This is a genomic window from Streptomyces sp. NBC_01216, assembly GCF_035994945.1.
GTDB lineage: Bacteria > Actinomycetota > Actinomycetes > Streptomycetales > Streptomycetaceae > Streptomyces.
Genome location: NZ_CP108677.1, coordinates 2,984,787 through 2,998,844 on the forward strand (window position 1 = coordinate 2,984,787; position 14,058 = coordinate 2,998,844).

Consider the following 14,058-nt stretch of genomic DNA (forward strand, 5'->3'; position numbering starts at 1 on the left):
GCCGGGCCGGGGGGACCGAGGCCCGGAAGGGACCGACCGACCACGGGGCCCGGTCGAGAGTTCGCCCCCACCCATTCCTGACTTGCCGTCAGTTCTGTAATCTGACTATGCGTCAGTTCACTGCGGGCTCTTCGGCGACGAGTGGGAAAGCGGGCGGAACGATGCTTGGATCGACTCACGGCACCTTCACCTCCGGTCTCCGCGCCCGCGTGGTCGCCTGCGGGGAGCACGCGGGGACGCCCGGCTTCGCCGTGCACGGCACGACGGCGGTCGAGGGTGACGTCGACGTCAGCGGCCGGCCGCTGTACGCCCCCGTGCCGGACCTCGACAGGTTCTTCCGGCCCCGGTCCGTCGCCGTCGTCGGAGCCTCCGACGGCGAGGGCCGCCCCCACACCGGCATCACCCGGCAGCTCATCGCCTGGGCCGAGCGGGTCGGCGCCCGGCTCGTGCCCGTGCACCCCACCCGCACCCGCGTCTTCGGGATCGACTGCGTGCCTTCGGTCGGCGCGCTCGGCGAGCCCGTCGACCTCGCCGTGCTGCTGGTCGCCGACCCGCTGCCGGTCGTCGAGGAACTCGCCGGGGCAAAGGTGCGGTTCGCCGTGGCCTTCGCCTCCGGATTCGCCGAGGCGGGCGACGAGGGGGCCGCCGCGCAGGAACGCCTCACGGCCGCCGTGCGCCGCTCGGGGATGCGCCTGCTCGGCCCCAACACCAACCTCAACGCCTTCGAGCACTTCCGTGAGGACCTGGACGGTCCGGCCATCGCGCTCATCACCCAGTCGGGACACCAGGGGCGCCCCGTCCACACCCTCCAGGAGCTCGGCGTACGGCTCTCCCACTGGGCGCCCACCGGCAACGAGGCCGATCTGGAGACCGCCGACTTCGTCTCGTACTTCGCGACCCGGCCGGAGGTCGGGGCCATCGCCTGCTACGTCGAGGGGCTCAAGGACGGGCGCTCCTTCCTGCTCGCGGCGGACCGCGCCGCCCGCCAGGGCGTGCCGGTCGTCGCGGTGAAGGTCGGACGGACCGAGACCGGAGCGCGGACGGCCGCCTCGCACACCGGCAAGCTGACCGGGGCGGACCGGGTCGTCGACGCGGCCATGCGGCAGTTCGGCGTCATACGGGTCGACGGACTCGACGAACTCCAGGACACCGCCGCCCTGCTGGCCCGAGCACGCAAGCCGGTCGCGGACGGCGTCGTCGTCTACTCGATCTCCGGCGGCACCGGCGCCCACTTCTCCGACCTGGCCACGGCCGCCGGCCTCAGCCTGCCGACGCTGCCGCAGGCCAAGCAGGACGAACTGCACACCTGGATACCGCCCTACCTGAGCGTGGCGAACCCGGTCGACAACGGCGGGCACCCGGTCGGCGACTGGCGCGGCCGGAAGATCATCGACGCGATCCTCGCCGACCCGTCCGTCGGCGTCCTCGTCTGCCCCATCACCGGGCCCTTCCCGCCCATGAGCGACCGGCTGGCGCAGGACCTGGTCGACGCGGCAGAGGCCACCGACAAGCTCGTGTGCGTGGTCTGGGGCTCGCCGGTCGGGACCGAGGCCGCCTACCGCGAGACCCTGCTGGGCTCCTCGCGCGTCGCCACCTTCCGCACCTTCTCGAACTGCATCGGGGCGGTGCGCGCCTATCTCGGCCACCACCGCTTCTCGGGCGGCTACCGCTCACCCTTCGACGAGGCCCCCCGCACCCCCTCCCCCTCCTTCCGCAAGGCGCGGGCCCTGATACGGCCCGGCGAACAGCTCAGCGAACACGCGGCGAAGCAGCTCCTGCGGGCGTACGGAATCCGGGTCCCGCGCGAACAACTGGTCACGAGTGCCGCGGCGGCCGTCCGGGCGGCCGGGCTCGTCGGCTATCCGGTGGTGATGAAGGCGTCCGGGGCGCGGCTGGCGCACAAGACCGAACTCGGCCTGGTGAAGGTGGGACTGACCTCGGCGAGCCAGGTCCGGGACGCCTACCGCGAGCTCACCGACATCGCCCGGTACGAGGGCGTCGGCCTGGACGGGATCCTCGTCTGCCAGATGGTCGGCCGCGGGATCGAGATGGTGGTGGGCGTGGCCCGGGACCCGCTCTTCGGGCCCACGGTCACGGTGGGCCTGGGCGGTGTCCTGGTCGAGGTCCTGGACGACGCCGCGGTGCGGGTACCGCCGTTCGACGAGCGCGAGGCCCGGTCCATGCTCGGCGAACTGCGCGGCCGGGCCCTGCTGGAGGGCGTACGGGGCGCGCCGGCGGCGGACACCGAGGCGCTGGTGGAGGTCGTGCTGCGGGTGCAGCGGATGGCTCTCGAACTCGACGGCGACCTCGCCGAGCTGGACATCAACCCGCTGATGGTGCTGCCGCGCGGGCAAGGGGCGGTCGCCCTGGACGCCCTGGCGGTCTGCCGATAGGAGACCCGTGCCGGACGTACTGCACGCCGTCGAGGACGGCGTCTCGTGGATCACGCTCAACCGCCCCGCCGCCATGAACGCGGTCACCTGGGACCAACGGGAACGGATCATCGCCCTCCTGGCCACGGCCTCCGCGGACCCCGACGTGCGGGCGGTGGTCCTGACGGCGACCGGCCGGGGTTTCTGCGCGGGCGCGGACCTGCGCGGGTCCCCGCCCGCCGACGGAACGGGGGCGATACCGGACCACGGGCCGGGCACGGCGGGCGGAACGGCCGGGGCGGCGGGGGCCCCGGGCGCCGCGCGCGTCCCCGGGGACGTGGCGCGGACCATCCGGCTCGGGGCGCAGCGCCTCATCGCGGCCGTACTGGACTGCGAGAAGCCGGTGATCGCCGCGGTGAACGGCACGGCCGCCGGAATCGGCGCGCATCTGGCCTTCGCCTGCGACCTGGTGCTCGCGGCCGAGTCGGCCCGGTTCGTCGAGGTCTTCGTCCGGCGGGGCCTCGTACCGGACGGCGGCGGGGCCTACCTGCTGCCACGGCTGATCGGCACGCAGCGCGCGAAGGAGCTGATGTTCCTCGGCGACGCGGTGGGCGCGGGCGAGGCGCGGAGCCTCGGCCTGGTGAACCGGGTCGTGCCCGACGAAGAGCTGGCGAAGACGGCCCGCGCCTGGGCCGAGCGCCTGGCCCAGGGACCGACCCGGGCGATCGCGCTCACCAAGCAGCTGGTGAACGCCTCCCTGGACACCGACCGCGCGACCGCGTTCGCGGCGGAGGCGGCGGCCCAGGAGATCAACATGGCGACGCGCGACGCGAACGAGGGCGTGGCGAGCTTCGTCGAGCGGCGGACGCCGCGCTACGAAGGGCGCTGAGAGCCTGTCGGGTGGCCTCCGGCCGGGCGAAGTGACCGGTCGAGCGGCCGGATAACGAGTCATATCGTGGCTGAAAACCCTTGCAGGTACCCACATCGGGACGTCTCCCCCGCCGGAGGCGGCACCGCGCTCCGGCGGCCCGGTTCACCCTCCTCGACCGCCCGGAACGGGGCCGGACTCCGCCCGCCACCTCAGGGAACGCGACTGTTAGGGTCCTGTCCATCGCACAGGGGTCCCCGCCCCCGGCTGCGGCGAGATGACGGCTGCCCTGACCGGCAGGTGGTTCCCCCAGTACCGGCAACGGGACCCTCAGGGGAGGGGAACCAGATGAATCGTCGGGCGTGGGCACGCGGCGGACTCAGCGCCGCCGTGGTCGTGGGGCTGCTCGGATCACCCGCCGTACTGGCCGGACCGGCCGTGGCCGAGGAGCCGGTACCGGCCGAGACCGTCTTCCAGTCGGACCGGTACGTCCCGAGGGAGACCGTCCCGATCGGCGCCGGAGCCTCGGGCGTCCTCTACCGGCAGGAGGGGCGCGCCGGATACCTGTGGAGCGGCTGGGACGGCGGCACCCGGACGGTGGACCTGGGCGGCATCGCGCTGGACCCCGGCTACGGCGGGTCCACGCGGTCCTGGCTGCCGGCCGGCACCGACGTCTTCCTCCACTCGGTGGCGGGTCAGTGGACCCGTGAGGACTTCGGTACGGGCGCGAGGGTGACCTTCGCGCTGCCCCAGGGGCACACCGTGGTCGCGCGCGCCGGCGACTCCGCGCTGACCCGGACCGGGGCGGCCGGATCGTACGCCTTCCAGTTGTTCGAGGTCGGCGCGGACGGCACGGCGACCGAGACGGCCGGCGTGCCACTGCCGGCCGGCGCCACCCTCTACCAGCAGGTCGCGGCGGACGCGGGAACCCTCGTCGTCGTGTACAAGGACCCGGAGGGCGTCACCCGGCTCGGCCTGATCGACCTGAAGACCGGCGCGTTCACCAAGGGTCCGGTCTCCGGCGACATCCGGAGCACCCAGATCGCCCTCACGCCGGACCGGATCGCCTGGGTGACGTACAGCACCCGGCGGGTGCGGTGGGCACCACGGACCGACCCCTCCGCCACACCGAAGGTCCTGCCGGTGAAGCCGGTCGGCGACGAACGGCCCGTCATCGGGGCCGCGGGCGACGACCTGCTGCTCACCTGGTACGACCTCAACGACCCGAACGACATGGTCGACCTGTCCGGTTACCGGCTCCAGCGGATCTCCTTCGAGGGCGCCGCGCCCGTGGAGGTGCTGCGGCACGCCGGACCCGCGATCGTGACGAACGGGGCCGGTGAGGCCGTCGTCACCGGCGGCACCGACTCCTCCCACTGGGCGCTGCGCACGGTACCCGGCGGCGGCAAGCCCGTGACGGCCGTCACGGCCGTCGAGCCGGTCGCCGCGAAGGTCACCGACCTCTCGCTGGCCAACGGCCTGCTCGCCACCCGGGAAGTCGACGCGAGCTTCATGGACAGCTACCAGACCCGCCCCGTCACCCGGGACGGGGCCGCGTTCAAGCCCGGCGAGCGGGCCTGGAAGAGCTGGACGATCGGCGACGCGGCCCACTCCGGCCCGTACGCGACGGGCGACGGGCGCGTCGAGCGACTGCGCCCCGACAACAGCGGCGCGGTGCTCGGGTCCCCGGACAGGCAGGACGACGCCGGCTTCTTCCGTACGGCGTCGAAGACCGCCGAGCTCGTCGACCTCACCGGCCGCTACGCCATCCTGAACGGCGCCGACCCGGCCCGCCAGTACGTCGGCGACATCGGCGTCCACCACGACCTCGGGCCGATCCGCACCGGACCGGTCACGGCGGCCTCGGTGTGGGGCTCCACCTACTGGACGCAGACCGGCACCGCCGGCCGGCTGTCGGGCGAGGACCTGCGCACCGGCGCCACGACCACCCTCGACACCGGCGCGCCCTGCGTGGCCGAGGAACTCCAGGCGGTCGGGCGCTGGCTGTACTGGTCCTGCGGCACGGACGCTCCGGCCGGCGTGTGGGACCGCACGGCCCGGAAGAACATCGACGTGCCGTCCGGCGAGGCACTCGTCGGTGACGGCTACCTGGTCCGGCACGACAAGACCGCGGGCGAGCTGCTGCTCACCGCGTTCCGGGACGGCTCGACCGTCACGCGCGCCATCGGCGACCTGGCGGGCACGGCGGCCGACCAGCGCGGCGTGACCTGGACGGTCGACAAGTTCGGCGGCCCGGCGGCCTACGTCGACGCCGACCGGCGGATCCACCTCGTGCCGAGCGGGGTGCCGACGGAACCGTTCGCCGTCGTGCAGTCCACGGTGAAGAGCGGCGAGCGGGTGTCCTACGGCACGACGTGGACGCCGCGCTGGCTGACGTCCCGGCCCGCCGGGTCCTGGACGGTGACGCTGCGGGACAAGAGCACCGGCGCCGTGGCGCGCACCCTGACCGGCACGGGCGGCGGCCCGTCCGGCGGCGCGGTCTCCGTCTCCTGGGACGGCAAGGACGACCGGGGCCTGGGCCTCGCGGACGGCGCCTACACGTGGACGTTGGACGTGCTGCCCGCCGACGGTCCGGGGGCCGCGCTGCGGGAGTCCGGGGTGGTCGAACTGCGCGACAGCGCGGTGACGGTGCCCGAGGGCACCTTCGCACCGCTGACGCCCACCCGGGCGCTCGACACCCGGTCCGGGCTGGGTGCGCCGAAGGCCAAGGTCGGGGCGGGCGAGACGGTGACGCTCCCGCTCGCGGGGGTGGCCGGCCTGCCCGCGACCGGTGTCACGGCGGTCGTCCTCAACGTGACCGCGACGAACCCGTCGGGACCCGGGTACGTGTCGGTCCACGCGTCGGGCCTGAAGCGGCCGTACACCTCCAGCCTGAACTTCGCCGCCGGGCAGACCGTCGCGAACGCGGTGGTGGTGCCGGTCGTCGACGGCAAGGTGAGCTTCTACAGCAACTCCGGCACGGTGGACCTGGTCGCCGATGTCTCCGGCTACTTCGCGCGCGGCGAGGACGGTTCGGTCTACACGCCGGCCGGCCCGGCGCGGCTGATGGACACCCGGTCCGGTCTCGGGGTGCCGAAGGACGAGGTCGGCGCGGGCGAGACGGTGACCCTGCAGGTGGCCGGCCGCGGCGGAGTGCCGCAGACCGGCGTCACGGCGGTCGTCCTCAACGTGACCGCGACCGCGCCGACGCGGAGCAGCTTCGTGACGGTCTTCCCCGCGGGGACGAGCCGCCCGACGGCGTCCAGCCTGAACTTCACGGCCGGGCGCACGGTGCCGAACCTGGTCACCGTCCCCGTCGTCGACGGCAAGGTGAGCTTCTACAACCACTCCGGCACGGTGGACCTGCTGGCCGACGTGGCGGGCTACTACTCGGAGGACGCGTCCGCGGGCTCGGCCTTCACCGGCGTCTCCTCGGTGCGGGTCCTGGACACCCGGTACGCCGTTCCGTACAGCATCCGGCTGACCAGCTCGGGCTCCTCGGTCTCCCTCCGGATGGCGGGCGCGCCCGGCATCCCGCCCGAGGGCGTGACCGCGGTGGTCCTGAACGTGACGGCCACGCGGCCGACCGAGACGAGCTTCGTCTCGGTGTACCCGACGGGCGGCGACCGCCCGAGCGTGTCGAACCTCAACTTCGCCGCCGGGCAGACCGTCTCGAACCTGGTGGTCGTCCCCGTCGTCGACGGGGAGATCACCTTCTACAACCACCTCGGTTCGGTGGAACTGATCGCGGACGTCGCCGGCTACTACGGCGGCTGACCCCCGCACCCGGAACCGCCCGGACCCGCCTGCGAGGGCGTGTCCGGGCGGTTCCGTGCGTTCCGGGGCCGTCCGGGCTCCGGGCCGTCCTGGCGGTGTCCGCGGGCCCGTCCGACAGGCTCTCAGGCGGTGGGCGGCGGCGAGGCCGCGACCCCGGGGCGGCGGCGGATGACCAGGGCCATCAGGGCCGCCGCCGCGCACAGTGCTCCGGAGGCGTACCAGACGACGTCGTAGGAACCGAAGACGTCCCGCGCCACCCCGCCCGCGAACGCGACCACCGCCGCGCCCACCTGGTGGGAGGCGAGCACCCAGCCGAAGACGATCGCGCTGTCCTCGCCGTAGTGCTCCCGGCACAGAGCGATCGTCGGCGGGACCGTGGCCACCCAGTCCAGGCCGTAGAAGACGATGAAGAAGATCATCGGCGGATGGATGGAGGGAGCCAACAGCATCGGCAGGAACAGCAGGGACACACCGCGCAGCGCGTAGTACACCGACAGCAGTCGGCGCGCCTCGAAGCGGTCCGTGAACCAGCCCGACGCGATCGTGCCGACCACGTCGAAGACACCGATCACGGCGAGCAGCGAGGCCGCGGCGGTGATCGGCATGCCGTGGTCGTGGGCGGCCGGGACGAAGTGGGTCTGGACCAGGCCGTTGGTCGTGGCGCCGCAGATCGCGAAGGTGCCGGCCAGCAGCCAGAACGGGCCGGTGCGGGCCGCCCGGAGGAGGACCCCGACCGTGCGGCGCGCGGCCCCCGTGACCGGTGCGGACTTCTCGGCGTACACGCCGCCGTACGGCGCCTGCCCCACGTCCGCGGGGTGGTCGCGCAGCAGCAGCCATACGAAGGGAACGACCACCAGGGCGGAGAGCGCGACGGTCACCGAGGCCGGGCGCCAGCCGTGCTCCTCGACCAGCCAGGACAGCAGCGGCAGGAAGATCAGCTGCCCCGAGGCGCTCGCGGCGGTGAGGATGCCGGTGACCAGTCCCCGGCGCTCGGTGAACCAGCGGTCGGTGACGGTGGCGGCGAAGGCCAGCGCCATCGATCCGCTGCCGAGTCCGACCAGCAGTCCCCAGTACAGGACGAGCTGCCAGCTCGACGACATGAAGACGGTGAGTCCCGAGCCGACCGCGATGACCGTCAGGGCCACCGCGACGACCCTGCGGATGCCGAAGCGGTCCATCAGCGCAGCCGCGAACGGCGCCGTCAGCCCGTACAGCGCGAGGTTGACCGAGACCGCGAGACCGATGGTCCCCCGGGACCAGCCGAACTCGCCGTGCAGGGGATCGATGAGCAGGCCCGGCAGCGAGCGGAACGCCGCCGCGCCGATGATCGTGACGAAGGCGACCGCCGCGACGAACCACGCGCGGTGAATCCGGGGACGGCGGGGCGAGGGCGGCGCGGAGGGCGGGGCGGTGGTGTCGGTTGTCTGGGTCACGTCACTCAGCATCCTGAGGCGGCACCGCGCGGGCCATTGGCCCGGATGACAGCTTTGACAAGAATCAGGCCAGCCGGCGCCGGGGATGCCTGGGCCGGGCACCCCGCTCCGGCGGCTCCGCGTGCCCCGGGAATGACGGCGCCGGACTCGGGCTTGTACGGGTGGGTACCGTCACGGTCGGGCCCGCGATGAATCGACAAGTGGTCTGGGCCACCAAGGGGTCTTCGGAGGAACCACCGTGCCGCACCGCGTCGTCGTCCTGGCCCTGCCCGGCCTGCTGCCCTTCGAGCTGGGCATCCCGCACCGGATCTTCGGCAGGGCGAAGGACGCCGAGGGGCGTTCGCTGTACGAGATCGTCACCTGCGCGACGGCCGCCGGTCCGGTCCGGACGGACGCGGACTTCGCCGTCCACGTCGAGCACGGGCCGGAGGCGCTGGCGACGGCGGACACGGTGATCGTCCCGGCCTCGTACGAGCTCGGACCGGTCCATGAGGAGGGCCGGCTGCCCCCCGAGCTGGCGGCTGCGCTCGGTCACGTCCGGCCCGGGACGCGGATGGTGTCCATCTGCACGGGCGGGTACGTGCTGGCCGCCGCCGGGTACCTCGACGGGCGGCCCGCCACCACCCACTGGTGCTCGGCGGAGCACTTCCAGCGGCTCTTCCCGCGTGTGCGGGTCGACGCGGGCGTGCTCTTCGTGGACGACGGGGACGTGCTGACGTCGGCGGGCGTGGCGGCCGGTATCGACCTGTGCCTGCACATCGTGCGCCGGGACCACGGCGCGGCCGTCGCCAACGAGGTGGCGCGCCGCACGGTCGTCCCGCCGCACCGGGACGGCGGCCAGGCCCAGTACATCGAGCGCCCGCTGCCGGAAGCGGGGTCGGCGACCACCACGACGGCCCGCGCCTGGGCGCTGCGACACCTGCACGAGCCGCTCCGACTGCGGGACCTGGCGGCGCTGGAGTCGATGAGCGTGCGGACGTTCACCCGCCGCTTCCGCGAGGAGGTGGGCGTCAGCCCGGGGCAGTGGCTGACCCGTCAGCGGGTGGAACGCGCCCGTCACCTCCTGGAGTCGACCGACCTCCCGGTCGACCGGATCGCCCGGGACTCCGGCTTCGGCACCCCACAGTCCCTGCGGACCCACCTCCAGACGGTGATCGGCGTGACGCCGACGGCCTACCGGCGCACCTTCCGGGCGGAGGCCGCGGGCTGAGAGCCCGTCGGGTGGTCTTCGGCCGGCAGGCGGGCGCGGTCTGGTGCGTGCGGTTCCAAGGCGCCGGGATGCCGCTGTAGCGGAGCTACCGGGGCATCCCGGCAACGCAGGCGGCGTGCGTGCCAGGGCGTGACCGCCCGGCCAGAGGCCACCCGACGGGCTCCGAGCCCGTCGGGTGGTCTTCGGCCGGCAGGCGGGCGCGGTCTGGTGCGTGCGCCCCCGTCCTGACCGGGGGCGCGGGCGCACCCCCGGCGGCCCGGGTCGCGGAACACCGGAGGCCGGTCGCGGCGGGCCAGGAAGCGAGGCACGGAACACTCAGAAGGTGAGCACTCCGCGTGCGACCCTCCCCTGTCCGGCGTCCTCGGCCGCCTTGGCGAAGTCCTCCACCGGATAGGTGGCGGTGACGAGTTCGTCGAGGAGGAGGCCGCCCCGGCGGTACAGCTCCGCGTAGAGCGGGATGTCCCGCTGCGGGCGTGAGGACCCGTAGCGGCAGCCGAGGACCGACTTGTCCAGGAACATCGCGGCGGGCGGGAAGCTCGCCTCCTCCGACGGGGCCGTCATGCCGAGCAGGACGGCCTGGCCGTGCCGGTCGAGCAGGTCGATCGCGGTGCGGACCAGGCCGACGTGCCCCACGCACTCGAAGACGTGGTCGGCGCCGGTGGGCAGGATCTCCCGCACACCGTCCGCCGAGCGCAGGAAGTGCGTGGCGCCGAAGGCGCGGGCGGTCTCCTCCCTGGCCGGGTTGGTGTCGACGGCGACGATCGGGTGCGCGCCCGCGATCCGTGCGCCCTGGAGGACGTTGAGGCCGATGCCCCCGGTACCGAGGACGACCACGGTCTCACCGCGGCCCACCCTGGCCCGGTTCAGGACGGCGCCGACCCCGGTGAGGACGGCGCAGCCCATCAGGGCGGCGGAGGCGAACGGGATGTCGGAGGGGACCGGCACCGCCTGGACGGCCTTGACGACGGTCCGCTCGGCGAAGGAGGAGTTCGAGGCGAACTGGAACAGCGGCTTCCCTCCCCGGGTGAAGGGCTGTCCGGGTCTGCCGATGGTCTTGCGGCACATCGTGGGGCGGCCCCGGTCGCAGTCCGCGCAGGCACCGCAGTTGGCGAGCGTGGAGAGGGCGACGTGGTCGCCGGGGACGAGGTGCGTCACCCCGGGTCCGACGGCCTCGACGACACCGGCACCCTCGTGTCCGAGGACGACCGGGGCCGGGAAGGGGATCGTCCCGTCGACGACCGCGAGGTCGCTGTGGCAGAGTCCGGCGGCGGCGACGGCGACCAGCACCTCGCCCGGTCCCGGTGCGCGCACCTCCAGGTCGTCGACCACCAGGGCCCGCTCCCCGTCGAACACGACACCCCTCATGACCGCTCCCCACCCGGGACGTTCGGCCGGGCACCGGCCGCCGCGGCGCGCGCCATCTCCTCCAGCCGGCCGAGCAACGGCATCGGGTCGGTGCCCACCGTGCCGGGCAGGAAGTCCGCGATCCGCTCCGGCGTCCACGCCCCGCCCTCCGCGTACCCGGCCCGCAGTTCCCGGGGCTGTGCCCACACGGCGATCTTGGGGCCGGCGACCGTGTAGACCTGGCCCGTGATCCGCTCCGCCCGCGCCCGGTCGGAGAGGAGGTAGACGACGAGCGCGGCGACGTCCTCGGGAGCGCCGATCTCCTTCAGCTCCATGGGCACGCCGGCCGACATCCTGGTCCGGGCCACCGGCGCGACGGCGTTCGCCGTCACCCCGTACCTGTGCAGTCCCAGGGCGGCGCTGCGGACGAGCGAGATGATCCCGCCCTTCGCCGCGGCGTAGTTGGCCTGGGCCACCGAGCCCTGGTGATTGCCGCTGGTGAAGCCGATCAGCGTTCCGCCGCCCTGGGTTCGCATCACCGCCGAGGCGGCCCGGAAGACGGTGAAGGTGCCCTTCAGGTGGGTGGCGACGACCGGGTCCCACTCCTCCTCGGACATGTTGAACAGCATTCGTTCGCGCAGGATGCCGGCCACGCAGACGACCCCGTCGACCCGTCCGTACTCCGCGAGCGCCACGTCCACGACGCGCTGCCCGCCCGCCATCGTCGAGATGTCGTCGGCGACGGCCACCGCCGTGCCGCCGGACCCCTCGATCTCCTTCACGACGGAGGCGGCCACCTCCGAAGTGGGCTCCGCGCCCCCGACGGAGACGCCGTAGTCGTTGACGACGACCCTCGCGCCCTCCGCGGCGCAGGCGAGGGCGACCGCGCGGCCGATCCCCCGACCCGCGCCCGTCACGGCGATGACCTTGCCAGTCAAGAAGTTCCCCACGCCCGGCCCCTTCCCGCACTTTCTGACGGTCCGTTAGATTCTTCGACAGGATTCTACGGCCCGTCAGATACCGGAGAACAAGACCCTTGGAGGCTCCGATGTCCCAGCCCCCGGCTCTCCCCGCCGCCTTCCACGACATCGCCAAGCGCGTCAACAACTGGGGCCGCTGGGGCCGGGACGACGAGATCGGGACCCTGAACCTGGTCACCGACGAGGTGGTACGGGAGGCCGTCGCCACGGTCCGCACCGGACAGCGGGTCCCCCTCGCACTCGACCTGAGGCAGGACGGGGTGCAGACCGGCGTGATCCCCGGGCGGGTCAACCCGCTGCACGTGATGATCCAGGTCAACCAGGAGCTGTTCGGCCCCGGAACGGTCGCCATCAGCGACGACGCGGTGACCTTGGGCCTCCAGGCGGCGACCCACTGGGACGCCCTCGCCCACGCGTCGCACTCGGGCCGGATCTACAACGGGCGCCCGGCCGGCTCGATCACCCCGCACGGCCGCTCCGGATTCAGCGGCATCCACACCGCACGGCACCTCGTCAGCCGCGGGGTCCTGCTGGACGTGGCCGCCGCCAAGCGTCTCGACCGCCTGCCGGGCGACCACGCCGTGACCCCCGAGGACCTGGACGAGGCGGCGGACTTCGGCCGGGTGACCGTCCGGGCCGGAGACATCGTGCTCGTACGGACCGGGCAGGTGCGGCAGTACCTGGCCGGGGACAGGCACGGCTACGCCTTCCCCTCACCCGGGCTCTCGGTGCGCACGCCCGCCTGGTTCCACGCCCGAGACGTCGCCGCCGTCGCCAACGACACCCTCACCTTCGAGGTCTTCCCGCCCGAGATCGAGGACCTCTGGATGCCCGTGCACGCGCTCGACCTGGTCGAGATGGGAATGCTCCAGGGCCAGAACTGGAATCTGGAGGAGTTGTCCACGGCCTGCGCGCGGCACGCGCGGTACGCCTTCCTGCTCTCGGCGACGCCCGAACCGTTCGTGGGCGGTACGGGCGCACCGGTGGCGCCGGTCGCGGTGCTCTGACCACCGCCCACCCGCGACGCACCGGATCACCCGGGGCGCGGGCTCACGGGCGCGGGCTCACGGGTGGCGGCGAGCATCATGCCCGCCCCGAGCACGGCACGGCGGCCGCCACCCTGTCGCGGCCCGCACTCGTCGAGGGTGCGACATCCTCGACGTCCCCTCGCGACGGATCGCTCACCCCAGGGTGAACACACCGTCACGAACCGTCGACAACGCCTTCGGGGGCGGGTCAGCGGGAGGCGCGGTCGAGAGCGACCGGCTCCGCACGGCCGACGCGGACGGAACGCTCCGGTCCACCTCGCACCAGATGCTCTTGCCCGCGCCCTCGCGTTGCCATCCCCACCGGTCGGCCAGGCCGTCCACGAGTTCCAGGCCGCGCCCATTGGTGTCCTCACCCCGGGCGTGGCGCTGGAGCGGCGGCCGGTCGCTGCGGTCGGCGACCTCCACGCGTACCGTCCCGGCGTCCGGACAGCCACCGAACAGCATCCGCAGCACGGCCGGACAACCCGTGTGCACCACGGCGTTGGTCACCAGTTCGGAGATGAGCAGCACCAGCGTCTCCGCGAGCGGCTCGTCCTCCCCTATGCCCGATCCGGCGAGCCGTGAACGAGCCCAACGCCTGGCTCGTCCCACCTCTGCCGGGTCCGGCCCGACCTCCAACTGAACCTGAAGCACCTGCACCGTTCACACCATCCGAACCGGCGGACACATCGCCTCGCGCCCCACAGCCATCGACGTCCTCACGGAGCGTGATTTCCTTGCGAGACAGCATGGTTGACGTACAGTCACCGCAACAAGCGCTTCAGGCATATTCCAGCGCGAAGGAGTACGCGTGGTCCATACTGTGCGACGCACGTTGCGGGGAGTCGAACAGGGGCGCGCACGGCGCCTCCAGGGAGCGCGAACGGCGGGCATTCCGGGACACGGAGCCGCCGCACCGGCGGCACCGGGACAAACCGGGACCACAACCACTCGCATCTCACGGAGCGTACCGGAGTGGGACCCCGACTCCGGCCCGTGACGGCCCGGTCGAAGGACACAACCCGATATCGACGCTCCGTGAGCGA

9 protein-coding genes are annotated in these 14,058 nt (G+C 73.3%); 5 read left to right on the forward strand and 4 right to left on the reverse strand.

Translation table 11 applies throughout. The features are described 5' to 3' along the window. The first annotated feature begins 161 nt into the window (after nt 1–161). The 3 genes from OG393_RS12900 to OG393_RS12910 all read left to right on the forward strand — a co-directional run bounded on the left by OG393_RS12900 (nt 162) and on the right by OG393_RS12910 (nt 7,017). On the forward strand, nt 162–2,393 hold the full coding sequence (locus tag OG393_RS12900) for an acetate--CoA ligase family protein (RefSeq protein ID WP_327374798.1): 2,232 nt from the start codon (nt 162–164) through the stop codon (nt 2,391–2,393). Nucleotides 2,394–2,466: 73 nt separating this feature from the next. Next, nucleotides 2,467–3,261: an enoyl-CoA hydratase/isomerase family protein gene (locus OG393_RS12905; RefSeq protein WP_442817412.1), complete on the forward strand. Its 795-nt coding sequence runs from the start codon at nt 2,467–2,469 to the stop codon at nt 3,259–3,261. A gap of 327 nt (nt 3,262–3,588) precedes the next feature. After that, complete coding sequence (locus OG393_RS12910; protein ID WP_327374800.1) at nt 3,589–7,017, forward strand: FlgD immunoglobulin-like domain containing protein; 3,429 nt, start codon at nt 3,589–3,591, stop codon at nt 7,015–7,017. A gap of 122 nt (nt 7,018–7,139) precedes the next feature. On the opposite strand, the gene OG393_RS12915 is transcribed toward OG393_RS12910, so the two are convergent. Beyond that, nucleotides 7,140–8,462: an MFS transporter gene (locus OG393_RS12915; RefSeq protein WP_327374801.1), complete on the reverse strand. Its 1,323-nt coding sequence runs from the start codon at nt 8,460–8,462 to the stop codon at nt 7,140–7,142. Nucleotides 8,463–8,688: 226 nt separating this feature from the next. Here OG393_RS12915 and OG393_RS12920 point away from each other — a divergent pair, with 226 nt between their 5' ends. Then, on the forward strand, nt 8,689–9,660 hold the full coding sequence (locus OG393_RS12920) for a GlxA family transcriptional regulator (protein ID WP_327374802.1): 972 nt from the start codon (nt 8,689–8,691) through the stop codon (nt 9,658–9,660). A gap of 315 nt (nt 9,661–9,975) precedes the next feature. Here OG393_RS12920 and OG393_RS12925 read toward each other — a convergent pair whose 3' ends face one another. Both OG393_RS12925 and OG393_RS12930 read right to left on the reverse strand, forming a co-directional pair. Then, on the reverse strand, nt 9,976–11,025 hold the full coding sequence (locus tag OG393_RS12925) for a Zn-dependent alcohol dehydrogenase (protein ID WP_327374803.1): 1,050 nt from the start codon (nt 11,023–11,025) through the stop codon (nt 9,976–9,978). After that, nucleotides 11,022–11,954, reverse strand: coding sequence for an SDR family oxidoreductase (locus OG393_RS12930; protein ID WP_327374804.1), 933 nt, complete (start codon nt 11,952–11,954; stop codon nt 11,022–11,024). Before OG393_RS12930 ends, OG393_RS12925 begins: the two co-directional genes overlap by 4 nt. A gap of 98 nt (nt 11,955–12,052) precedes the next feature. On the opposite strand from OG393_RS12930, the gene OG393_RS12935 reads away from it, so the two are divergent. Next, nucleotides 12,053–12,991 carry a cyclase family protein gene (locus OG393_RS12935; protein ID WP_327374805.1) on the forward strand — a complete coding sequence of 313 codons (939 nt, stop codon included), beginning with the start codon at nt 12,053–12,055 and terminating at the stop codon, nt 12,989–12,991. Nucleotides 12,992–13,165: 174 nt separating this feature from the next. Here the strand turns inward: OG393_RS12935 and OG393_RS12940 are convergent, their stop codons facing one another. Then, nucleotides 13,166–13,672: an ATP-binding protein gene (locus tag OG393_RS12940; protein WP_327374806.1), complete on the reverse strand. Its 507-nt coding sequence runs from the start codon at nt 13,670–13,672 to the stop codon at nt 13,166–13,168. Nucleotides 13,673–14,058 lie beyond the last annotated feature (386 nt).

Bases quoted from the DNA above. Each gene is read 5' to 3' on its own strand.
- OG393_RS12915 (WP_327374801.1), bottom strand. From the start codon at position 8,462: ATGCTGAGTGACGTGACCCAGACAACCGACACCACCGCCCCGCCCTCC.
- OG393_RS12900 (WP_327374798.1), top strand. From the start codon at position 162: ATGCTTGGATCGACTCACGGCACCTTCACCTCCGGTCTCCGCGCCCGC.
- OG393_RS12925 (WP_327374803.1), bottom strand. From the start codon at position 11,025: ATGAGGGGTGTCGTGTTCGACGGGGAGCGGGCCCTGGTGGTCGACGAC.
- OG393_RS12910 (WP_327374800.1), top strand. From the start codon at position 3,589: ATGAATCGTCGGGCGTGGGCACGCGGCGGACTCAGCGCCGCCGTGGTC.
- OG393_RS12905 (WP_442817412.1), top strand. From the start codon at position 2,467: ATGAACGCGGTCACCTGGGACCAACGGGAACGGATCATCGCCCTCCTG.
- OG393_RS12935 (WP_327374805.1), top strand. From the start codon at position 12,053: ATGTCCCAGCCCCCGGCTCTCCCCGCCGCCTTCCACGACATCGCCAAG.